21 protein-coding genes are annotated in these 22,797 nt (G+C 57.6%); 12 read left to right on the top strand and 9 right to left on the bottom strand.

The window, feature by feature from the left end; translation table 11 throughout:
- The 3 genes from ABV589_RS26565 to ABV589_RS26555 form a co-directional block, all read right to left on the bottom strand.
- Nucleotides 1-1,833, bottom strand: a complete 1,833-nt coding sequence (locus ABV589_RS26565) for an ATP-binding protein (RefSeq protein WP_367084289.1) — start codon at nt 1,831-1,833, stop codon at nt 1-3.
- Nucleotides 1,823-3,085 carry an SIR2 family protein gene (locus ABV589_RS26560; RefSeq protein WP_367084288.1) on the bottom strand — a complete coding sequence of 421 codons (1,263 nt, stop codon included), beginning with the start codon at nt 3,083-3,085 and terminating at the stop codon, nt 1,823-1,825. The genes ABV589_RS26565 and ABV589_RS26560 overlap by 11 nt, the downstream gene beginning before the upstream one ends.
- Nucleotides 3,086-3,588: 503 nt before the next feature.
- Nucleotides 3,589-4,020, bottom strand: a complete 432-nt coding sequence (locus tag ABV589_RS26555; RefSeq protein WP_367084287.1) for a type II secretion system protein N — start codon at nt 4,018-4,020, stop codon at nt 3,589-3,591.
- Between the two features lie 133 nt (nt 4,021-4,153).
- On the opposite strand from ABV589_RS26555, the gene gspH reads away from it, so the two are divergent.
- On the top strand, nt 4,154-4,606 hold the full coding sequence (gene gspH, locus ABV589_RS26550) for a type II secretion system minor pseudopilin GspH (protein ID WP_047600425.1): 453 nt from the start codon (nt 4,154-4,156) through the stop codon (nt 4,604-4,606).
- Nucleotides 4,603-5,211, top strand: a complete 609-nt coding sequence (locus ABV589_RS26545; protein ID WP_367084286.1) for a prepilin-type N-terminal cleavage/methylation domain-containing protein — start codon at nt 4,603-4,605, stop codon at nt 5,209-5,211. The genes gspH and ABV589_RS26545 overlap by 4 nt, the downstream gene beginning before the upstream one ends.
- A 141-nt stretch (nt 5,212-5,352) precedes the next feature.
- Here the strand turns inward: ABV589_RS26545 and ABV589_RS26540 are convergent, their stop codons facing one another.
- The 3 genes from ABV589_RS26540 to ABV589_RS26530 are packed head-to-tail and all read right to left on the bottom strand — an operon-like array spanning nt 5,353 to nt 7,536.
- A complete protein-coding gene (locus ABV589_RS26540) occupies nt 5,353-6,291 on the bottom strand; it encodes a FecR domain-containing protein (RefSeq protein WP_367084285.1) in 939 nt (312 codons plus the stop codon).
- Between the two features lie 31 nt (nt 6,292-6,322).
- A complete protein-coding gene (locus ABV589_RS26535) occupies nt 6,323-6,874 on the bottom strand; it encodes an RNA polymerase sigma factor (protein ID WP_027613107.1) in 552 nt (183 codons plus the stop codon).
- A complete protein-coding gene (locus ABV589_RS26530; protein WP_367084284.1) occupies nt 6,871-7,536 on the bottom strand; it encodes a secretin and TonB N-terminal domain-containing protein in 666 nt (221 codons plus the stop codon). The genes ABV589_RS26535 and ABV589_RS26530 overlap by 4 nt, the downstream gene beginning before the upstream one ends.
- 207 nt (nt 7,537-7,743) lie before the next feature.
- Here ABV589_RS26530 and ABV589_RS26525 point away from each other — a divergent pair, with 207 nt between their 5' ends.
- On the top strand, nt 7,744-8,058 hold the full coding sequence (locus tag ABV589_RS26525) for a hypothetical protein (RefSeq protein WP_247269023.1): 315 nt from the start codon (nt 7,744-7,746) through the stop codon (nt 8,056-8,058).
- A 300-nt stretch (nt 8,059-8,358) separates the two neighbouring features.
- On the opposite strand, the gene ABV589_RS26520 is transcribed toward ABV589_RS26525, so the two are convergent.
- A complete protein-coding gene (locus ABV589_RS26520) occupies nt 8,359-8,799 on the bottom strand; it encodes a carboxymuconolactone decarboxylase family protein (RefSeq protein ID WP_329698742.1) in 441 nt (146 codons plus the stop codon).
- Nucleotides 8,800-9,114: 315 nt separating this feature from the next.
- Between ABV589_RS26520 and ABV589_RS26515 the strand changes: the two genes are divergently transcribed.
- The 4 genes from ABV589_RS26515 to ABV589_RS26500 all read left to right on the top strand — a co-directional run bounded on the left by ABV589_RS26515 (nt 9,115) and on the right by ABV589_RS26500 (nt 12,575).
- Nucleotides 9,115-10,548, top strand: a complete 1,434-nt coding sequence (locus tag ABV589_RS26515) for a PLP-dependent aminotransferase family protein (RefSeq protein WP_367084283.1) — start codon at nt 9,115-9,117, stop codon at nt 10,546-10,548.
- A 123-nt stretch (nt 10,549-10,671) separates the two neighbouring features.
- Nucleotides 10,672-10,965 (top strand): putative quinol monooxygenase, encoded by a 294-nt coding sequence (locus ABV589_RS26510; RefSeq protein ID WP_367084282.1) that lies wholly within the window; start codon nt 10,672-10,674, stop codon nt 10,963-10,965.
- 253 nt (nt 10,966-11,218) lie between these two features.
- A complete protein-coding gene (locus tag ABV589_RS26505; protein ID WP_367084281.1) occupies nt 11,219-11,620 on the top strand; it encodes a cupin domain-containing protein in 402 nt (133 codons plus the stop codon).
- Between the two features lie 241 nt (nt 11,621-11,861).
- The gene (locus ABV589_RS26500; protein WP_367084280.1) at nt 11,862-12,575 is read left to right on the top strand and encodes an ATPase; all 714 of its coding nucleotides are present in this window, start codon (nt 11,862-11,864) and stop codon (nt 12,573-12,575) included.
- A 190-nt stretch (nt 12,576-12,765) separates the two neighbouring features.
- Here ABV589_RS26500 and ABV589_RS26495 read toward each other — a convergent pair whose 3' ends face one another.
- A complete protein-coding gene (locus ABV589_RS26495) occupies nt 12,766-17,658 on the bottom strand; it encodes an NAD-glutamate dehydrogenase (protein ID WP_367084279.1) in 4,893 nt (1,630 codons plus the stop codon).
- 687 nt (nt 17,659-18,345) lie between these two features.
- Between ABV589_RS26495 and ABV589_RS26490 the strand changes: the two genes are divergently transcribed.
- From ABV589_RS26490 to cui, 3 genes are all read left to right on the top strand, one after another.
- Nucleotides 18,346-18,597 carry a hypothetical protein gene (locus tag ABV589_RS26490; protein ID WP_367084278.1) on the top strand — a complete coding sequence of 84 codons (252 nt, stop codon included), beginning with the start codon at nt 18,346-18,348 and terminating at the stop codon, nt 18,595-18,597.
- Nucleotides 18,594-18,758, top strand: coding sequence for a hypothetical protein (locus ABV589_RS26485; protein ID WP_367084277.1), 165 nt, complete (start codon nt 18,594-18,596; stop codon nt 18,756-18,758). The genes ABV589_RS26490 and ABV589_RS26485 overlap by 4 nt, the downstream gene beginning before the upstream one ends.
- A 78-nt stretch (nt 18,759-18,836) precedes the next feature.
- Nucleotides 18,837-19,412 (top strand): colicin immunity protein Cui, encoded by a 576-nt coding sequence (cui, locus tag ABV589_RS26480; protein WP_367084276.1) that lies wholly within the window; start codon nt 18,837-18,839, stop codon nt 19,410-19,412.
- Between the two features lie 49 nt (nt 19,413-19,461).
- On the opposite strand, the gene ABV589_RS26475 is transcribed toward cui, so the two are convergent.
- Entirely contained in the window at nt 19,462-20,856 is a 1,395-nt protein-coding gene (locus tag ABV589_RS26475; RefSeq protein WP_367084275.1) for a hypothetical protein, read from the bottom strand.
- 337 nt (nt 20,857-21,193) lie between these two features.
- On the opposite strand from ABV589_RS26475, the gene ABV589_RS26470 reads away from it, so the two are divergent.
- Both ABV589_RS26470 and ABV589_RS26465 read left to right on the top strand, forming a co-directional pair.
- Nucleotides 21,194-21,547: a hypothetical protein gene (locus tag ABV589_RS26470; RefSeq protein ID WP_197868028.1), complete on the top strand. Its 354-nt coding sequence runs from the start codon at nt 21,194-21,196 to the stop codon at nt 21,545-21,547.
- Between the two features lie 290 nt (nt 21,548-21,837).
- Nucleotides 21,838-22,797 carry a MoxR family ATPase gene (locus tag ABV589_RS26465; RefSeq protein WP_003218556.1) on the top strand — a complete coding sequence of 320 codons (960 nt, stop codon included), beginning with the start codon at nt 21,838-21,840 and terminating at the stop codon, nt 22,795-22,797.

Below are 22,797 nucleotides of genomic sequence, written 5' to 3'. Positions count from 1 at the left end.
TCAGCTCTCCTCATTGTCGTCTTCGACAGGTGTACGTGTGATTCCAAGTTGTCGGATAACCGCATTAGTCTGCTGGCTTCGCCAGGAAGCAACCACACGGTCGTATCCTTCCGCTGATCGCCGCCGCGACCACGCTAGAGTTACCTTAGGATCATTACTCCTAGGTAAATGCTCTTGACGAGGCAAAGCAATGCGGCAGCGAACTGGGAGGCGGGCAGCTTCGCCGGTTATTATAGCTTCACCAGTTCTCAACACTGGTAACAAGTCCATCAATCCGGCTAGGTTATCAGGCAAAGTCCCCTTCACGCGTCCGCGATCTACGGGATTGGAAAGCCTTAGCGCGATAATTGTGCCGCACTGCGAAAGCACTGTTTCATCAACTTCTGCCGGTCGTTGAGAAACCACCATGGCACCTACCCCGTATTTACGTCCTTCCTTCGCGATACGCTTCACTACTTCAGAGGCCACTGTCCCTGCATCCGGCCCGAGGTAGCGATGAGCCTCCTCCATAACAACGAGGAGTGGCCGTTCTACTCCACCTTCTGACTTTTCTCGACTCCAAAACAGCGCCTCATAAACGATACGAAGAATGGAGCCAATAAGCCGCGTGAGCACTGTACTGGGAACGCCAGACAAATCTAATATCGTGATTTGTTTATCATGGCCAAGCCATCCTTTAAGAAGTTCGTCCAGATCGTTTTTCACCTCTCCCGATAGTTTTGGCTCCCAGTCTCCGGGATGAAGCAAAAAATCATAACGTCGATCTAGCATTCGGGACCTGAGTAGATTCAATGGTCTGCGGATACCCTTGGCTGCGGAATTAGTGAAGGGGCCTCTAGTGCCCATAGCATGAGGTTGATATTTTGGTGCAATCAGCGCGTCTGCGTCGCCTTCTTCTTCAAGCGCAGGCTCATCACGATTTGCTCCGAGAAAGGTGGTTGTTTCAAAGTTGATCAATTCATACCATAGCTGCTTCAAACTGAATGGAACTGGGCTATCTACGGTAAGTATTTTTGAATCGATACCTGCTCTTGGATACGAAATAATTCCTTTTTCTTTCAATTCTGCAATTTTATCTGTGAAGGCAATTTCGTGGGCATCGGACAGACCTCCCGTGACAAAATCTAAAAGCTCGCCTGCCTCCAAAGCCCAGTAAGGAACAAACAATGGCTCCTGCCCAGGACTAGGAGCAGTACTAAATACCCTCGCCACATCCTCAAGCGCCTTCGTGTACTCGCCATGTATATCGATCATGAGAATACGAGCGCCAGGGGCCCCCTCTTTTTCATCTTTCCGAATGATGGACCGTAGGAGACTTGCAACAGTTGTAGATTTTCCCGCTCCTGTTGAACCTAGTATTGCGGAGTGCCGTGTCACAAGCGCATCTAGTGATAGACGCACCTCAATATTTTCAGCACTTGCAAGGTGACCTATAACCACTTGGTCTTCGCCTATTGAACCATATATTCTTCTTAGATCGGATTCGGTAACCAAGTGTACAGAATCGTTTATATTCGGATGCTGACTTAGACCTCTTTCAAATTGGCCGCCAACTGTTTCACCCGCAAGTTGAACAGTCATCCATCTACCCGAGTCCATACTTGAAATGTCTGACTGAATTGGTGCAGCAGTAGCACCAACTTCGGAAACGATACCGAATAAGTCCTGATAGCCTTGAGGAATTCTAACAAAACTCCCAACCTGGCCAACTCGATATGTATGGCCTTTGATAACGGCGAAGCCCGAATCTAGTGACTCCGCTAGCTTTACAGTTAGCGTGGCTCCTGAAACAGCACTAACAACTCCTAAATAGGTAGGGTCATTACCGCTCATTTTGCTTTTCCTCTACATCAGATCCATTTCCACTGATGCTCTCAGTGACACTCTCAGCCTGACTGGGCTCGTCTCTTTGCAAAGACTTTGTTATCAAATCATTGGCTTGTGCTAGAGCGCAGAATCGAGCGAAAGCAGCAAAGTCTCCCAATAGGAACGAGGCTGGTTCTTTAGGCCACCGCGGTGCCCAGAAGCTTTCACGAATATTTCCCCAGTTTTTGGGAAGCTCTCCCGGACGCCACTTTCCAGGAACACCACCTATTACAGCACCATCAGCCGCGTAAACACTTAAGTTTGGCCTGTCGCTTGCTAGCTTAACGACAGGCTCTTCCTTATCTAAAGTCTGATATTGAAAGGCCAATACAGCCGAGTTAGCATTCATCGCCAGACTTTCATCAAGTACTGCACAAATATGCGCATCTCTAAAAGAAAAGCCAATTCCCAGCAATAACGAATCTGGTGTGAGCAAGAAACTTTTAAGCCTTTCAAAAAGGGCTGAGTAGGGCTGTTTTTGAGTCAGGTCATACTTCAAGTGATCAGGATAGACCAACTCGGTGGCCTCGCGCCCATGCCCTCGTACAATTGCTCCGTCTTCTAAAGCCCAGCCAAGGGAACCATGCATCTTCCAGAGTTTTGCCCATCGAGCAGGTAAGTCATCTCCGGCAACCGAAACGGGGTCGAAAAAAGGCTTGCTGCCTCCCGAAAAGCCATCAAAATAAGGGCTTCTGACCCGTTCAAATGCTTCTTCGAAAAGAAAATCATAGTTCGTGGTAAATATCTCTACAGAATTGGATCGCACAGTCCCCGTAATCCATGCGATCAAATCGGAATAGGCATTACGTTGCTTAGGCAAAGAAACGCCAACGATTTTTCCAATATTTTTACATATTGCTTTCCCGAGATTCTGGTATCCGACTGAGTCTAGGCCCTGAACTAGCGTCTCTCCCAGCGCCTGTTCTAACAAACGAATACGTGAAAGAATTGACTCGATGTTGGCGTTTGCACCCAAGCTCTTTCTTATAGCGTCAACCGCCCCAGCCTGAGTTTCTGTCAGCCCAGAAGTTGCTTGTTGCGTAAGTGCTTCGACGCCAGGAATTAGCGACTTACCATCGGGATCTACTTCATTTCTCTCGTTAACGCGAATTGCAAGCGGCGCTCCTGCGCCTACAAGAATTCCAATACGCTTTCTTCCCTGTGACAATACTTGACGCAAGTCGGACATAAACCTGTCTGGATTGTGGAACGTTTCCATTTCCCCCCCCCTGAAGTGTCGCCGCCGAATTCCCATAATAGGTCCCCCTCGACAGCAACCTCCGAACTTTGATGATAAAACTCACTTCCACGTTCATCTTGAGTGTGCTACGTCATCGAAGGACATCGAAGGTGTTTTTTGAGTATTTGTGCAGTAAAGCTGATGAAATGTAACCTTGCCATGTTTTTCGATTAGGGACTCTCGCTAGCGCGTGAGCGTGCCTAGAAGTCCATCAGACATAAGGTCTAGGGGATCCTATTTAACAGCTAAGAAATTTCTTCGGGTGATCCTATGGATCTCAAGCGAAAGGAGTCATGTACTGCTTATCGCCGCTAGCGGTCGGTTGCGAACGTCCGCTTCTGGCCGGTAGCGGAAATTCTCGATTACCTGCATCAGGCCGAGAGCGACAACAAGCACTCGCTTACATCTCGGCTCCCTGCTTTTGGAGGCACTTAAACTGGCATTCAACTAAACGGCAAAAATAACGACTTCAACCCTACAAATCAGGGCCTCTTAAGACTCGGCAAAACCACCCCCTCCCCCAACCTCTCCACCCCCAACCGCACCCTCTCCCCACCCTGCTCAATCACCACCCCATCCCCCTCCACCGCCACCAACTTCACCCCAGGCCCCACCCTCTCCCCCTGCAGAAAACTCCGCGGCGGCCCATCGTTCAAACTCAGAATCGCCACCGCCCCGCGACTCCCCGCCATCACCCCGCTCACCTTGATGTCCATCGACGCCGCCTGGTTGGAAAACCACTGCAACGCCGGGCTGTCAATGCGCGCCGCGAGCATTTGCGGGGGGGCTGGTGGGGTGTGGGATTCGGCGGAGGTCAGGAGTAGTGACGACCAGGTCGCGACGCCGACCAAGGCGGCGAGCAGTGCGAGGGCCTGGACGGTTTGCGGGGGGGATATGCGGGTGGTGAGCATCATGGGCTGAATCTCCTTTTAGTCCCTGCTGACAGGCTACGCGGCAATTCTCACGGTTTTATTTCACACGTCTTACATGTTGGCCGTGCAGGATGTTTTTTTGGGACGGGGCAGGACGCAACGGAGTGCGCAACCGATGAAGGTGGGCAAGCAACAGGGTTTTACGCTGATTGAGCTGATGGTGGTGCTGGTGATCATCGGGATTGCCAGTGCGGCGATCAGTTTGAGTATCAAGCCGGATCCGCTGCAGTTGCTGCGCAAGGACGCCGAGCGTGTGGCGCAGTTGCTGCAGGTGGCGCAGGCAGAGGCCCGCGCCGATGGTCGGCCGATTGTGTGGGTGAGTGATGGCAAGGGCTTTCGCTTCAGTCGGCGCAGTGACAGTGGTCGGGGTTTTGAGCATTTCAAGGATGACCCGCAGTTGCGGCCGCGCACTTGGCAGAGTCCGAAGCTGGAGGTGCGGGTGGAGCCGAAGCAGAAGGTTGTGCTTAACGCCGAGTGGATCAATCCGCCGCTGCGATTGACCTTGTCGGATGGGCTCAATCGGCTGAGTGTGCTGCGCGATGCCAGTGGAAGGATCAGTGTGCAATGAACGATCAACGGGGCTTTACCCTGATCGAGGTGATGGTCGCGATTCTGCTGATGGCGGTGGTCAGTCTGATTGCCTGGCGCGGGCTGGACAGTGTGACGCGGGCGGACAGTCATTTGCAGGCGAGCAGTGAGCAGAGCGACAGTCTGTTGCGGGCGTTGAATCAGTTGCAGCGTGATGTGGAGATGCGCGCGGGGATTGAATTGACTGAGCCGAAGAAGGTTGGCGTGGATGATGAGCCGCCGAGTGCGCCGCCTGCGGTGACGGTGCGGAGCAGTGACAGCAAGGGGTTCCGGCTGGATGTTATTCGCCGTGCGGCGGATCAGCCTGGGGCTTTGCAGCGGGTGCGGTGGTGGGTCAAGGGGGATACGTTGTATCGGGCGGTGGCTGAGGCGCGCAGTCGGTATCCGTTGCCGGCGCCGGGGGCTGGGGTGGCGGTGTTACAGGGTGTGAGTGATGTGCAGGTGCGGGTTTGGGAGGTGGATAAGGGTTGGCGGCAGTTGAGTGGGAATCGGCGGGAGGACCCGTTGGGGTTGGAGGTGCGGTTGATGCGGGAGACGGCGCAGGGGGTGGAGCGGTATCGGCAGGTGATGGGGCCGCTGCAATAATCTGGATTACTGAGGTCCCTGTGGGAGCTGGCTTGCCAGCGATGGGGTATTCACATCCAACATCTCATTGCCTGACATGCCGCTATCGCTGGCAAGCCAGCTCCCACAGGGTTTTATGGTGTTTGTGGGTGTTGGGTTGGATTAGCTGAGGACGACGACGCCGCCGGGTAGTTCGGTGCATTTGACGCCGTAGGCATCGCGGATCAGCAGGGCGACGCCGGCGAGTTGGTCGAGGCTGAAGCGGGCCTGGACGCGGCGTTGGCCGAGTTCGCGGTTGAGCAGCAGCAACATGCCAGGGCGGTAGCGGTTGATCTCGTCGATCATCTGGCTGAGGGTCGCGCCGTTGAATACCAGTACCTGTTGGCGCCAGTTCATCACTGCGGCGGTGTCGACGCTTTGCACTGCGCCCACTTGCTGCGCGTCGTAGGTCAGTTGCTCACCCGGCTGCAAGCGCAGGCTGCGGCCATCGACATTGACGTCCACCGAACCATCGAGGCAGGTCACGCAGACTTGTTGATCGGTGTTGCGCAAATTGAACCGTGCCTGACTGGCACGCAACCACCCTCCTCCAGCCTGCATCGCCAATGGCAGCCGCGCGGTCTGTACTTCAACCTCACCGCTGACCAGCTCAAAACCCTGCACACCATCATCGGCAGAGCGCTGGTTGATGCGGGTCTGGGTGTTGAGTTCCAGGCGTACGCCGTCGGCCGGTTCGAAACGCTTCTGCTGGCCGACTTCGGTGATGTAATCGGCGCCGAGCCCTTCGAAGCCACCGGGAATCGTCCCGCGCACCAGCAAAAACGCAGCCGACGCAGCAATCGCACCACCGAGAAACGCACGGCGACCGAAGCGCCGAGGCGACTGCAGCATTTCAGCGGCAGGCTGCAGGTTGTGCCACAACACCTTGGCCTGCTCGAAAGCCTGAGCATGCTCGGCGCTCTGCGCGCACCACTGGCGCAACGCCCGGGCGTCGGCCACGGTGGCGCGGCCGGAGGTCAGCAGGACCAACCAGTCGTGGGCTTCACTGTGCAGATTGTCGGCCGCCGATGGCTCGGCAGGTGTCAGTCGAAAGATGTTCAAACGCGCAGATTCTCAACGAAATGATCGGGCACTATTCAGAAGACGGTTTTCCGGCCCCGCGACCGAACCGCTGAAACACTTTTCTTTCCAGTTTCGCCGCGCAGAAGCCCAACGCGGCTTTGATTTCCTTTTCGACCATGCGTGTGGAGATGCCGAAGCGCTGGGAGATTTCCAGGTGCGGCGCCTCCTCCAGCCGCGCGGCGATGAAGATTCTGCGACGCCGCGCGGGCAGCTCGTAGAGGGCGCTGAGCAGCGACTGGATTTCCTTCTGCCCACCGACCACTCGCGCCGGATCCAGCGCCTCGTCGCCGATTTGCAGCAGCTCTTCGACTTCCTCGCCGGTGAGCAGGCGCGCATCGGCCTGACGGCGGTCGGCGGCGATGTTCAGGGCCATGCGATAGAGGTAGGCGTTGGGCCGCAGCAGGTTCGGCGGCGTTTCCATGCGGTCGACCCGCAGGTAGGTTTCGTGCAGCACGTCGTTGGCCAGGTCTTCCGAACCGAGACGCCTGCGCAAGCGCACCCGAAAGTCCTCGTAGGACGTCAGGAACAGCTGGACCATCGAACCTTGTCCGGTGTCTTTCATCCCCCGGAAACTCCTTCCCATTTGGTGCATTCCATGCGTTTCCCTGACGACTCCGGTAACAACAGCAACGTGACCGGCTGACGCAACGCGCTGGGCGTCGGCCGGTCGATCCTGAGATTGCGAAAGCTCTCTACCAGCGCGGTATCACGCCGTACATCACCGGTGGTGGTGACCAACCGGTTGTGCTGCACCACGCCGTCGCGCCCGACCCAGACCTGCAACACTGCGCGATAGCTGCCTGGGCGAGTCAGTGGCGAACGGCACAGGTTGCTCTCGATCGCCGCTTGCACGGCGGTGGCGTAGCTGCGACTGACAGCGGCACTGGCCGGGGTGGTTTTGTCCAGGGCCGACGGCACGTCCTCGACCTGCGCCACTTGCAAGGTGAACGCATCGTCGCGGGCATAGCGCGCCATCAGGCCACTGCCGCCGAGCAAACGGCGCAAGGCGTCGGCAGCGGTGTATTCGCCATCGACCGCCAACGAGCGTCGACCGCGACTCAACTGACTGTCGACCAGCACCGCCACCCCGGTGGCATGGCTGTACTGATCCAGCGCCCGGGCCAGGTCCTGCGCCGGGATGTGCAGCGTCATGCGCATATCGGCCGGCACCGGTTCGGCTGTCGCCGCACCGCTGAACCAGCCAAGCAGCAGCCCCAGACTCACCCGACGCACGAGAGTCGCTGAATGCTGAAGACCGTCCCTGGAACTGCCTCGCTGCACGGCTGACGTACCCCTGAAAACCGTCATCCTGATGGCTGTTTATGAATCTGGTGTGACGGGCGGTGCAAAAAAACCATCACGGGATTCGCGCGAGGCTTGCACTAGACTGCCAATAGAGAACGGCCGCTTCGGGCCGGCCAGGAGGCTTGCATGAAATCACTGTGGAAATTCGCCCTCGGCGGGCTGCTGCTGAGCGCCTTCGCCAGTGCCCACGCCGAACAGCCGCTGGGCTGTGTGGAGGTGACGGTGGGTGGCTACAAGGCGCCGAATTACGATTGTCTGAGTCAGCAGATGGGCAACAATCCCGAGGGCGCTGCGGCTGCGCAGAAGAATCAGGAAGCGCTGAATGTGCCGGTGAACAAGCGGCCACCGAATCAGGTTGGCCTCGCAACCCCGGCCGCAACTGGCACACGTATGGGCAACACCTTCGGCACCTCAGTCAAACCACAACGCCCACCAAACTGAGGCCCCTGTAGGAGCTGCGGCACGCTGCGATCTTTTGATCTGGCTTTCAAAAATCAAAGTCAAAAGATCGCAGCCTTCGGCAGCTCCTACATTCGATCCCATGCAGGAGCTGCCGAAGGCTGCGATCTTTCCACCAAACTGAAGACCAGACCTTTGTGGCGAGGGAGCTTGCTCCCGCTGGGGTGCGCAGCGCCCCCAAACCTGCCGAACCGGTATTAGCTGGCAGACCGCATGCAAAGGTTTGGCGACTGCTGCGCAGCCGAGCGGGAGCAAGCTCCCTCGCCACAGGTTATGTGCATGTCAATCGCTTGGGGTCTGGCGGAAGCTTACTGCGAGGCGATTCCAGCTGTTGATCGTGGTGACAGCCATGGTCAGGTCGACCATTTCGCCTTCATTGAATTGCTCGCGGGCCATCTGGTAAACATCGTCCGGCACATGACTCTCGGCCAACAAAGTCACCGCCTCGGCCCAGGCCAACGCCGCCCGCTCACGCGGATTGAAGAACCCACTGTCGCGCCACACCGCGATCGCATACAAACGCCGCTCACTCTCCCCGGCCCGCCGCGCGTCCACCGAGTGCATGTCGGTGCAGAACGCGCAGCCGTTGAGCTGCGAAGCGCGGATCCTGATCAGTTGCAACAGCGGCGCCTCGATGCTCAGGTCGCGGGTCAGCGCTTCCATGGCGATCATCGCTTTCATCGCCTTGGGTGAGGCGTTGTAGTAGTCCAGACGCGGGGACATGGCAGGTCTCGGAATGCGGGATAGTGGATTTACGGTAAGCGCTGATGCGCCAGCGTTACAGCCCCAATTCCACGAAAAACCGCCACACCACCGAAAATCCCGGCCCCACACAAATCCCCTGTAGGAGCTGCCGCAGGCTGCGATCTTTTGACTTTGAGTTTTTATAAACAAAAGCAAGATCAAAAGATCGCAGCCTGCGGCAGCTCCTACAGGGATGGTGACCAATTTTGGGTTTTTGCAACGCGCAACTACTGCCCATCACGCAACAGCGGTAATCTGGCCGACACTTCAATCGCCCCCCGGAGCCGCGTCGGTATGGAACTTCACGTCGTGATCAATGGCCGCAAGGACCTCGCCGGTCAGTTGTACCAGCAGTTGCGCGGCGCCATCGAGTCCGGGCGTCTGGCCGCCGGTACGCAGTTGCCGCCCAGTCGCTTGCTGGCCGAGCAACTGGGAATCTCGCGCAAGACCATTTCCGACACTTATGCGCAGCTGACCTACGAAAACTTTCTCACCGGGGTGATCGGCAAAGGCACTTACGTCAATGCCCGCCCGGCGCAGATCCAGCGCAAGCAAAGCCATACCGAACTGGCCAGCGCCGAGGTCATCGAAAGCTGGCGCAACCTGCCGGTGTTCCTGCGCCACCCGACGCTGCAAGGTTCGTTGCGCTACGACTTCATTGGCGGCGCCACCAGCAAGGGCCAATTCCCCCATGACGACTGGCGCCGCTGCGTCTCGCACGCGATGCGCCAAATGGCCGCGTCCAAGGGGTTCTACAGCGTGCCCGAGGGCCTGCCGGCGCTGCGCAATGCGATTGCCCGGCACATCGCGTTCTCGCGCGGGATCAACTGTCAGGACGAAGACATCGTGGTGTGCAACGGCGCGCAACAGGCGCTGGACCTGATCACCCGCGTGCTGATCAGCCCCGGCAGCCGGGTGGCGATGGAAGATCCGGGTTATCCGCCGGCCCGTCTGTTGTTTGGCACCCACGGCGCCGAGGTGGTCGGCGTGCCGGTGGATGCCGAAGGCATTGTGGTCGAGCAGATTCCCGAGGGCACGCGTTTGATTTATGTCACCCCGTCGCACCAGTTCCCGCTGGGCATGCCGATGAGCCAAGCGCGCCGCGAGGCCTTGCTGGCCCGGGCTTATGAGCTGGGCGCGATCATCGTCGAGGACGACTATGACAGCGAATTCCGCTACGAAGGCCGGCCTACGGACTCTCTGTTCAGCCTTGATCAGCGGGGCATCGTGGCCTATGTCGGTACCTTCTCCAAGACCCTGCTGCCGGAATTGCGTCTGGGTTACGCGATCCTGCCGCCGGCGATTCTCGAAGCGGTGATCCGCGCCAAACAGCTCACCGACCTGCACGCCTCGACCCTGCCGCAGTGGGCGCTGGCCAAGTTCATCGCCGAGGGTTGTTTGCTCAAACACATCCGCCGTTGCCACGGGATTTATGCCCAGCGTCGCGAACGGATTCTGGCGCGTATGGCCGGTGATCTTTCACCCTGGCTCGACGCGGTGCCGGCCAGTGCTGGCTTCCACATGGCGGTGTTCTGCAAGGTGCCGGTGGATTTGCCACTGGTGATCGAGCTGGCGAAAAAGGTCGAGGTCGGGCTGTATTCGATCAATGGTTTCTATCACCAGCAACCGGCGAGAAACGGCCTGTACTTCGGCTTCGGCGCCATCGAGACGCTGGACATCGACACCGCTCTGGATCGCCTGCGCGACATTCTGCAACAAGTGGCGTGAATGATTGGTCTGGGCGATTAACCGCCGATTGGTTATTGGTGATCAGCAGGTGCAGGCCTATTCTGCACTGGCGTTATCCCTCAATGAGCAGGATTCGTCCGGCCTGATTCAGGAGTGTGAGCAATGTCCAACCAAGTGATCAACACCGTCAAGGTTCGCGCCGCCGCCGGGCGTTCGGAAGAACTCGGCCGGCAGTTGCAGAAGATCGTCGACACCTTGCGCCAGACACCGGGTTGCGATTCCTATCTGGTCGACCGCTGCCCGGACGACAACCACCACTGGACGGTGAGCGCACGCTGGCAGTCGGAAGCGGCGATGCAGGCGCATTTCAACCGGCCCGAGGCGCAGGGGTTTATTGACCTGATCGATAGCCGCTTGGCCAATAGTGTGGATTTCAACTCCTTTCCGATCGTCTGATCTGCCCCTGTGGCGAGGGAGCTTGCTCCCGCTCGGCTGCGCAGCAGTCGCAAACCGGCCAGTGTGATTCGTCTGAAGAAATCAGGTGCCAGGTTTTGGGGGCGCTTCGCGCCCAGCGGGAGCAAGCTCCCTCGCTACAGTTGTTTCTCATCTGGCCTGGATTGGTCACCCGATCTTCCCGAATATTGGCCGTTTGAATACCCCGCCCCGCAGACTACTGTGGTCACCACCCCTCCCCAACTGGTGATCCGCCATGAAAGCCCTGCACCTCTTCACCGCCGCTCTCGCCCTGTCCATGTCCGCCGCAGCCCTGGCCCACGACCCGTCCGAGAAAGTCACCGTCCTGCAAGACCAGATGCTGAAAAACGCCCCCGGCAAGAAAGCCATGATGATCGAAGTCGACTACAAACCCGGCCAGTCCTCCATCGCCCACAAACACGACGGCACCGCCATGGCCTACGTGCTCGAAGGCGAAGTGATTTCCCAGGTCAAGGGTGAACAGGCGATCACCTACAAGAAAGGCCAGTTCTGGTACGAACCGGCCGGCTCCGAGCATCTGGTGTCGAAAAACGCCAGCAACAGCAAACCGGCGAAGTTGCTGGTGTTCATGGTATTGGCCCCGGACGAGCAAGTATTGATCCCCCTGAAAAACTGATGGTTGTTTGCACAGCCATAAATAAAAAGGCGCAAAACACTGTTTTGCGCCTTTTTATTTCCCGAGGCAATTAACCGTTTTGCCTTAAAGCCAATAAAACTAATGCATCGCCATAACTCGAAAAATTGTCAGCTTATTTACAGCATGGCGGGTTTAGTCTGAATCAACTGTCGTGCGCCCGTCACAAACAGCCGCGACAACTCTGACTTTCCGACTGAAGTTGCTTCACGGGAGACTCACCATGAAACTTGCCTTTGCCAGTACCTTGGCGATATCGGTTTTAGCCTTGTCCGCCTGTTCCGTACCCACCGCGCCAAGAGCGGTCTCGTCCCTCGATACACTGTTCACCCAACCGGTCGGCCGCAGTAGCGTCGCCCAGGTGAAAAGCGGTCCCGGCGTGTCACTGGGCGTGGTCTACAGCCCAAGCACCCAGACCAACCGCGAATACCTGCGTGACTACCAGGCCAACGCCGGCACCGGTTTCGGCCAGAGCCTGCTGGTGCAGCCGATCCACGACGCCTACGTCAACACTTCGAAACCGGACATGGCGGTGGATTGGGTCAAGGCCTCGCTGCAACGGCAGTTCGGCTCCGTCACGGTGTACCCGGACATGCAGAGCCTGCGCGCGGCGCACCCCGACGTGGTGGCGATCATTGACACCCACAGCCAGTTGATCACCTCGCGCAGTTCCGACATCAAGGCTGATGTCAGTGCGGATTTTTATGATGCGAAGTTGAATTACATCGGGACGGCGAAAGGTTCTGAAGCGAAAGAACTGACGCCGGTGTGGGCGGACTTCAAGCGTTCGGAAGAGATAGTCGCGGATATTAATCAACAGCAGGATGTGCAAGTTCGGGCGTTGCAGAAGTTTGATCAGTCGCTGAGTAATTTATTGACCAGACCGACAGATAAAGTGTCGATGCTTGATAACAAACAAGCACATAAGTTGTATTGACTCTCAGGCCCTCATCGCTGGCAAGCCAGCTCCCACAGGGATCTGCGGTGAACACAAATTCTGTGAACAACCGAAAAACCTGTGGGAGCTGGCTTGCCGGCGATGAGGCCAGATTAATCAACAAAAAATTCATCAGACATAAAAAGCCCCGGCATCTCACGACACCGGGGCTTCTTCATTCAACCACTACTCAGGCCAGTTCAAGCTCCGCAGTCGCCGCAGCAGGCACTACCGCCTGACCGCTCAACGCGAGATCCAGCAGCTCACGGTTGGCCACGGCATACATGGCGTAGTCAGTGCCGCTCGCAGCACGGATTTCCACCAGCATGGCGCGCCAGCGCTCGATCATGCTTTCGTGCTGTGCCATCCACAGCGCCAGGCGTGCTTCCACGTCCAGCGTGCCGTCGCCCTGTTGCAGGACGGAGATGGTGATCGCACGTTGCTGCCAGTCCACATCGTCACGGAACGCTTCACGGGCCAGAGCCTGCCAGTTGTTTTCAACCGGCAGTGCGCTGATCTGTTGCAGGTACCAGGTGATGTCCAGCGCACTGCCCACGGCGAAGTAGGCCTTGGCCACTTCGGCCGGATCCTGGCCAGTGACGTCGGAGGCTTCGATGATCGGCAGCAGGGTGTACAGGTGCGAGGTACCCGCCACCATACGCGCCAGCAACTCCGGCACACCGGCCGCGACGTAAGCCTGATAACGCGCCTGCCAGTTTTCACGGATTTCGCCGCTCAGCAGTTCGTCGAGCTTCAGACCCAGCTCCTTGAGGTGCGGACCGAAGTGCGCGACGTCACGGGCAGCGTTCTGCTCGTTGCGACGGGCACGCAGGAACCAGCGCGTAGCGCGACGGCCCAGACGCATCAGCTCGTCCATCAGCTCCAGTTGCACGTCAGCGGAGACCTGATAGTCCAGCGCTTCGATCTGACGGAACCAGTGCGGGAGGTGGAAGATGTCACGCACGATCACGTAGGCGCCGGCCACGTTCGCCGGGCTCATGCCGGTCGACTCTTTGAGTCGCTGAACGAAGGTGATGCCCATGTGGTTGACCAGATCGTTGGCGATCTGGGTGCTGACGATCTCGCGCTTCAGACGGTGGCGACGCATGGCTTCGGAGAACTTGCTGACCAGGGTCGGCGGGAACGCCGTTTCCATGTCGCGGGTCAGGTAGTCGTCGTCCGGCACCAGCGAGTTCAGCAGCTGTTCCTTGAGGTCGATCTTGCTGTACGAGATCAGCACCGACAGCTCGGGACGGGTCAGGCCATGACCTGCCGCAACGCGCTCGTTGATCTGCTCTTCGGTCGGCAGGAACTCGATGGCACGGTCCAGCTTGCCACGGCCTTCCAGATCGCTCATCAGGCGCTTGTACTCGGCAATGCGCTCGTAGGCACGACGCGCCGCCAAGGACAGGGCCTGAGTCTGCTTGTAGTTGTTGCCCAGCACCAGACCACCGACTTCGTCGGTCATGCTCGCCAGCAACTGGTTGCGTTGCTTGTCGGTCATGTCGCCGGCCTGAACCACTTCGTTCAGCAGGATCTTGATGTTCACTTCGTGGTCGGAGCAGTCCACGCCACCGGCGTTGTCGATGAAGTCGGTGTTGGAACCGCCGCCATTGAGACCGAATTCCACACGACCCAGTTGGGTCATACCGAGGTTACCGCCCTCGCCCACGACTTTGCAGCGCAGTTCGTTACCGTTCACGCGCAGCGCATCGTTGGCCTTGTCGCCGACGTCGGCATGGCTTTCGCTGCTGGCCTTGACGTAAGTACCGATACCGCCGTTCCACAGCAGATCCACCGGTGCCTTGAGCAAGGCGTTCAGCAGTTCGGTCGGGGTCAGCTTGTCGGCCTTGATGTCGAAGCGTTCTTTCATCTGCGGCGAGATGGCGATGCTCTTCGCGCTGCGCGAGAAGATGCCGCCGCCTTCGGACATGATGCTGGTGTCGTAGTCGGTCCAGGCCGAACGCGGCAGGTCGAACATGCGCTGACGCTCGACGAAGCTGGTGGCCGGGTTCGGGTTCGGATCGATGAAGATGTGCATGTGGTTGAACGCGGCAACCAGTTGCAGCTTGTCGGACATCAACAGGCCGTTACCGAATACGTCACCGGCCATGTCACCGACGCCGACCACGGTGATGCTGTCTTCCTGAACATTGATGCCGCGCTCGCGGAAGTGGCGCTGTACGCCGACCCACGCGCCCTTGGCGGTGATGCCCATTTTCTTGTGGTCGTAACCGGCGGAACCACCGGAGGCGAACGCGTCGCCCAGCCAGAAGCCGTAGTCGATGGCGATGCCGTTGGCGATGTCGGAGAAAGTCGCAGTGCCCTTGTCCGCTGCCACCACCAGGTACGGGTCATCGTCGTCATGCCGCACGACGTTGGCCGGCGGTACCAGCGCGCCGTCTTTCAGGTTGTCGGTGATGTCCAGCAGACCGGAAATGAAGATGCGGTAGCAGGCGATGCCCTCGGCCGCGATCTCGTCACGGCTGCCGCCCAGTGGCAGACGACGCGGCAGGAAGCCGCCCTTCGCGCCCACCGGCACGATGACCGAGTTCTTCACTTGCTGGGCTTTTACCAGGCCGAGGACTTCGGTACGGAAGTCTTCTTCACGGTCGGACCAGCGCAGACCACCGCGCGCCACGTTGCCGAAGCGCAGGTGCACGCCTTCGACGCGTGGCGAGTAAACGAAGATTTCGAACTTCGGTACCGGCTTCGGCAGCTCAGGGATCGCGTGCGGGTTGAACTTGAAGCTGAAGTACGACTTGTTCTGGCCGTTGGCATCAGTCTGATAGAAGTTGGTCCGCAGGGTGGCTTTGATCAGGTCCAGGTAACGACGCAGGATGCGGTCTTCGTTGAGCACCTGAACGTCGTCCAGTGCGGTCAGAATCGCCTGTTCCAGACGCTGTTGCTTGTCTTCCAGATCATCGCTGCCCAGCTTGCGCGCCAGGTAGAAACGGGTCTTGAACAACCGGGTCAGCTCGCGAGCGATGTCGGTGTGGTTGTTCAGGGTGCTGGCGATGTAACCCAGGTCGAAGCCCAGACGGATCTGCTTCAGGTAACGGGCGTAGGCGCGCAGCAGCGCCACGTCACGCCATGGCAGACCGGCGGTCAGCACCAGACGGTTGAACGCATCGTTCTCGGCATCGCCACGGACGATGTGGACGAACGCGTCCTGCAGGGTGTCGTTGAGTTGCTGGATGTCGAGGTCCAGACCTTCTGCCGCAGTGAACGCGAAGTCATGAATCCAGAACTCGCGGCCGTTGGTGTGGCGCAGACGGTACGGGAACTCACCCAGCACGCGCAGGCCGAGGTTTTCCAGAATCGGCAAGACGTCGGACAGCGCCAGCGGGGTGTCGGCGTGGTACAGCTTGCAATGCAGCTCGCGTTGGCCGGAGACCTGGCCCAACGGCTGATAGAAGCTCATCACCAGCGGATTTTTTTCGTTCAGGCTCAGCAGGTGCTGCATGTCGACCACGGCCGAATGCGCCGCGAAACGCTCGCGGTAGCCGGCCGGGAAACCTTTCGGGAAGTCTGCCAGCACGTTGGTGCCGTGGGCTTCGCCGAAGCTTTCGACGGTCAGGGCGGCGTAGTCGTCCTGCCAGCTGCGGCAGGCCTGTACCACTTCTTTTTCCAGCAGCAGCGGGTCGATGTCGAGACGGTTCTTCGGATCGACACGCAGGATCAGTTGCACGCGAGCCAGCACGGACTCGGAGAAGAAGGTCCAGAACTCGCAGTCGGTGGCCTTCAGGCGCTCCATCAGCACCTGCTGGATCTTCTGCCGCACTTCGGTGGAATAGATGTCGCGTGGTACATAGGCCAGGCAGTAGCAGAAGCGACCGTACGGGTCTTTGCGCAGGAACACGCGGATCTTGTTGCGTTCCTGGATCTGCACGATCGACATCACGGTGCTGAACAGTTCGTCGACCGGGGTCTGGAACAGGTCGTCACGCGGCAGCACTTCGAGCACCTGCGCCAGTTCCTTGCCCAGGTGAGCCTTGGACTGGAAGCCGGAACGGCGTTCGATTTCTTCGACCTTGCGCCGGATGAACGGGATGACCCGCACGCTCTCGCCATACACCGAGGAGGTGTACAGGCCCATGAAGCGGTGTTCCTTGATGACTTTGCCGTCGGCGTCGATTTCACGGATCGACACGTAGTCCGGGTAGGCCGGACGGTGTACACGGCTCGGGTGCGCAGCCTTGGCGAACGACAGCAGGGTCGGTTCGCGCAGGTAGTTCACCGCGTAATCTTCGATGTGTCGGTCTTCGTTGGTCAGACCGGTGCGCAGCAGTTTGGTCAGACCGAGGAAGGAATTCTGGTCGTATTCGATATGGCCGCCATCGGCCTGATCGACAACGGTGAACTCTTCGTAGCCGAGGAAGGTGAAGTGGTTGCCCACCAGCCATTCCAGGAAGCTTTTGATTTCGGTCTTTTCGTCGGCATCGACGGCGAATGCGCTGTTATCGAGCTTGGTGAGGATCTCCTGCACCTTGGCCTTCATCGGCTCGAAATCAGCGACCGCGACACGTACTTCACCGAGCACCTGCTCCAGCTCTTTGCTCAGCACATTCAGTTCGGCCGCGTTGGCGCAGCGGTCGATTTCCAGGTACATCAGCGACTCGTGCAGAACGCCTTCGCCGGTGCTGCCCTTGGGCAGGATTTCCAGCAGCTCGCCCTTGCTGCCACGACGCACGCTGAGCACGGTGGTCTGCAGGGTGTGGATGCTGTAGCCGCGACGGTTCAGCTCGGTGCGGACCGAGTCGACCAGGAACGGCAGGTCGTGGTGCAGGACTTCGACCGCGGTGTGGGTCGACTGCCAGCCGTGGCGTTCGTAATCAGGGTTGTAGACGCGCACTTGCGGTTGCGCGTGATCGAAGCGCTCAAGCAGGCGCCACGCGGAAAGAGTACAGCCAGCGAGGTCGGAGAGGCGACGTTGGGTCAGCTCGTCCAGGGAAATGATGCCGAAGAATTGTTCAGCGAACAGCGCCACTTGTGGCAGTGCCTGTTCACTGATGTGCTGCGCCAGTGCCGCTTGCAGTTGGTGCTGGAAGTCGGCTTTGCTGGCTGCGGTGAAGAACGCCATCTGTGGTACTCCGCTTAAGCTTGTTATTGATGGAAAGCGTCGCGTGCAACACCCCTTGCGGGGCTTGTGTCGCCCTGTTCCTGATTCTCGGGCAGAGGAAACAGGGTGACAGGTGGGTGAAGCTGGACGAGACACTCAGGTCACATTCACCTTCCATTGAATGGGCATCTGCAAAAACGACTGTCGGGACTGCCGACAATGCCTTTACGGGTGCTCATCCGTTGCGCAGCTTAATGGGTGCGACAATGTGTCTGCTTGCGGTGCTGCGACATATTCGGTCATTGGCACGTAACCGTGGGCCTGCGCACCGGTAAACATTAGCAGCCAAGGAGAAATCTCGCGTTTCAGGTGGCCACTCAACAGGCAAGCGCACCTGAAATGACCGATTACCTGAAATTCGTTCCCGCCGCACCTTTCCTCTTTGGAAAATTACACCCGCCAAAGCTTACACAGCCTTCGATTGTTCGCACCAAAAAAACCAATAAAAACAACAAGTAGAAACACACTAAAGAATCCTTACAAACTGACAAGAAATGTCTCACATAATTTGAAGACCGAATTCCTACAGCACGATTTGAACGCAAAAATCGGCAGTGCTATCTATATAAGCGCACCTCATAGAAAACCAGGCATCAGTTATCAAGCCGACCCACGGAACGGGTCTCCATCAAAGAAAGGAATCAACACATGCGACAACTTGACCTGCCGGCAACGATATTTTACGGCGATGGCTCATGGGAAATAATTAATTTGAACCCTGGAAACATCCGCGGAGACATTCTTAAAAATTATCCGCTGGGCAACCCGATGCATGGGCTCACACTGGCGATAGAAAGTGACTATCTGGAAATTGGTTTCCAGGAAGGCAATTGGAAACCGTTGATGCTAGAGCTTGAGAGTATTGCGGCTGGTATGGGGCAGGCGCATTACTGGCAGTGACCGCCGCCTACTTTTTCCCGGCACTGGTTACTACCGTACCCGGTATCGTGGTAGTCGGCTTATTAATTGCCTTGGCAGCAGCTTTTTTGAGCGCTGATAACGTGGAAAAAATAAATACACTGATCCTTGATCAGCTCAATGGCGCTTCCTCAAAAGGATAGCAAACATCTGTAACGGGCCAGCCTTCCGGCTGGCTCTGTCAAATAGGCAACACAGCCTGCCTACTGGAAAACACCAAGATGAATAAAAATCCGCCTGAACTGACTGTACCTCCATTATTGATTTCCCTTTTCTGCGCGCCGATCTTTTTTATAAACCTTCTTCTTCCTGCACTCCCGCAAAGCGGCTTGGATTTTGCCATCAACGACTTCCTGGACAACCAGCTTTTCGGCTTGAGCGGATTCTGGTCTTCCTTATTCCCCTTCAGTTCCAAAGCAACCGCAAACTATGTAGCAGTTATCGGACCAATATTTGCGCCAATTCTATTCTACAAAGTTTACAAAACAATGAAGATTGACCCAGCCCAGTACAAGAACAGGATTTTAACTCGACTCATCACCGGAATATTCTTTACAGCCTTTATGATCATGTTTTTTATATTAGCTTTTTATTTAACCGAAACAGATCTTGGAAAAGGCACCGGAAAATATGGAAATCTGTTTGGACAAAACATATTGTTTTACTCGATATTCTCTTCAGGCATGTTGATCCTTTTTTTTGTCATCCCATTTCTGATCCACCGAATCTTTTTTTACTTTCCATACTTGCTGATCAAGAACTGGAAGGAAAAAAGGGAACGCTGCCACTCTCATTGAGCGCTATGCCTTCCCTTTTTCCTGAGCTGCTTACAGCCCCCCATCAACATCAGTCAGGCAGCTCCTCGAACGCCCTGAATTTGCTCACCGTGGCACAGTCGTAACACATGGTTTTCAGGACCAGTTTATCCATGCTGGCGTCGATATTGCTGGAGTCACACTCTCGGCAAAACAGCCTCAAATGACCGAGCAGGTCGCTGTCAAAGGCTGCACGGGAGAAGAACTGCGGAACCAGCTCATCGCGCCAATACATTCCCGGCGACTTGGAAAACCCGGCACCGCTGTCCTTGAGCACTACGTCGTACAACAGCCGATGCAACGCCGATTGCGGTACTCGCGAATCGCGGTGTGCGTTTTTGCGCCAGTTCCGAGTCAGGGCGTCCTGAGCGGTTCCGAGCATGTTGCGCGGGATGGTGTTGGACGCGTGACTGCGACCTTTGGAGTTGCCGGTGGCGTAGAAGTGCGCAGCGTTTTTTACCGCCAGGCGGGCAAAGTAATAGAGCTGGCTTACGGAAAAATCCTGCAGGAGTTGCCCCACAACCGTTTCGGCACGCGCCTCGGCCGTGAACGAAAAACCGACTTCATTGGCCAGCACACGGATGTATTGAAGCGATTCTTCTCGGGCCAGATCGAAAATCAGTCCGTAGAGTTCGCTCTTCCAGGCGACCTGAATCTCGCCGGATAACTCCTGATAGAGCGTCAGGTACAGGCTTTCCCGATTACAGCGCGCAACTCCGCCGAGTGCCACATTAGGCTGCCAGCGCACTGCGCAATAGTCACTGATACTGCAACCCTCAGTGCGATCGAAGGCCCTGATATCAGAGCTCGTCGCGACCGTTAACACGCCAGCCTCGTGCAGACTCTTCAATCTTTCCTCGCTGGCCTCGACGCTCGGTGCCAGATGTTCGCTTCGGGATGTCGCGCTCAACGGCGCGATCCATTCGGGATGGCTGCCATTGCCATCGTCAAGCAAGGCCAGCAACGTCAGTTTCTGCACAAACCCAAGGGTCGAATACGGCACCGCGGGACTCGGTACACCGAAGCGCGATTCAAGTTCGCGTCGATCACGCTCTGCCTGCGCCGCCAATTGTTGCTGATGAACCTGGCAACATGCCGGGCAAGTACACGCCATGCGTCGGCCATGGCGGGCGGATGCTGAGTATCGGTGCTCGCACCGTATGCATTTGTAAGGATGACGCTGCGAGACCGGAGTGCCCCGGGCGTGCCGACGTACCCACATCGGCACATCGCAATAAGGGCACTTCAGATCCTGACTGACAATCGGCGGCAAAACCTTGAGCAAGCTGCGGACAGTTGCAGGGATCTGATACTCGACCAGAAGCGCAGCGCTTTTTTCCCCGTCCAGATATCGCTGATAAATCTGCTCAATCTGATCGTCGGACAGGTGTGCAATTTCCTCAGCGCGTTCGAAATACGGATGCATTGAAAGAGGTCCCTTTTTTCGGTTTGAGATGACGCACTCCTTTGCGTTCGAACCGCAAAATAATGACAATCGTGGCGATAAAACAAGCGAAAAAGCAGAAAACGACTACCAAGTCCAAACAAGTAATTTTTCCTGCGGCGTCCTCGGAAATTTCAGCCCTCAACCCAGAATTCATCTGTCGGAATTTTCCCTCTTCACTGATTCCGCCAGGTTTCACCCGCCCTCGTATTGCAGGCAGCAACAAAACAACCCACGCAAGAGAGCAGCGCAAATGCGCCAAGGCTGGCAAAATCGCGCTTTCGATTGCACTTAGCGCCCGTCGGCCAGGAATTCCCCCATGCAAATGACCACCGCCCTACTGATCGTCAACCCGTGCGACGACGAAGAAGACAACATGGCCATGCTCTGCTGCCACAGCGACAAGGGCGAGATGTTTCTGATGAGCCGTTATCCGGACGAGGACGAGCTGGAGATCACCCTGGATGGCGAGCCTTCGACGCTGGATGGCGTGAAAGTCACCCTGAGCAAGACTCTGCTGAAGATTGAAATTGCGGCGGCGGATGCCGATGCGCTGAATGGGGATGATGTGCTGGAAATTACCTTCAATCCGGACATGGTTGATCTGGCTGAAGTTGAAGAAACCCTGAAGAACATCCTTGATGGCACCGGAACCTATATCAGCCAGATTTGATGCTGGCTGGACTGGCCTCATCGCTGGCAAGCCAGCTCCCACAGAGACCGATGTGTTGCATAAATCGCATTCGCACCGCTGATACCTGTGGGAGCTGGCTTGCCAGCGAAGAGGCCAGAACTGCCACCGCAACACTCCCCCGCTACAAAATTCCAACAAATCCCCCAGTCATTTCCCGCACTTTGCGCAAAATGCCGTTAGTCGCCACCCCCCTCGATGGATTAAAGTAACGCCCCCAGCCCCGGCGTTATCCGAACGCCTGCGGCCACCCTTTCCAGGAACAGTCACCGATGGAACATCGTGAAGCGCTGCTGGCGCTGCGAACCTTTCTTTCAACGCAGATTCTCGGCCAGGAAAAACTCATCGAGCGCTTGCTCATCGCCCTGCTCGCCGACGGCCACATGTTGGTCGAGGGCGCTCCGGGGCTGGCCAAGACCAAAGCGATCAAAGAACTCGCCGAGGGCATCGAAGCCCAGTTCCATCGCATTCAGTTCACCCCGGACCTGCTGCCGGCCGACATCACCGGCACCGAGATCTATCGCCCGGAAACCGGCAGTTTCGTGTTCCAGCAAGGGCCGATCTTCCACAACCTGGTGCTGGCGGACGAAATCAACCGGGCGCCGGCCAAGGTGCAATCGGCGCTGCTCGAAGCCATGGCCGAGCGTCAGGTCAGCGTCGGGCGCAGCACTTACGAGCTGTCGCCACTGTTTCTGGTGATGGCCACGCAGAACCCGATCGAGCAGGAAGGCACCTACCCGCTGCCCGAAGCGCAGCTCGACCGCTTCCTGATGCACGTCAAAATCGGCTTCCCGGATGCCGCCGTCGAACGCCGGATCCTGCAACAAGCCCGTGGCGAAGCGCTCAACGGCGAAACCAAGCCCGAGCGCCGGGTTAGCCAGCAGGCGATCTTCGCCGCGCGCAAGGAAATCCTCGGTCTGTACATGGCCGACGCCGTGGAGGAATACCTGGTGCAGCTGGTCATGGCCACGCGCACCCCGGCCAAGTTCGACCCGGAGATGGCCGAGTGGATCGCCTATGGCGCCAGTCCACGTGGCTCGATCGCCCTCGACCGCTGCGCCCGTGCCCACGCCTGGCTGGCCGGGCGCGACTTCGTCAGCCCGGAAGACATTCAGGCGGTGCTGTTCGACGTGTTGCGTCACCGCATCATTCTGTCGTTTGAAGCCGAAGCCGCCGGCATCGATCAGGATCGGGTGGTGCAGCGGATTCTCGACGTCGTAGCCGTCGCTTGA

This window comes from Pseudomonas sp. HOU2 (genome assembly GCF_040729435.1).
GTDB lineage: Bacteria > Pseudomonadota > Gammaproteobacteria > Pseudomonadales > Pseudomonadaceae > Aquipseudomonas.
The sequence above is the reverse complement of the archived record's forward strand: the minus strand, read 5'-3'. Positions and strand labels throughout refer to the sequence as shown.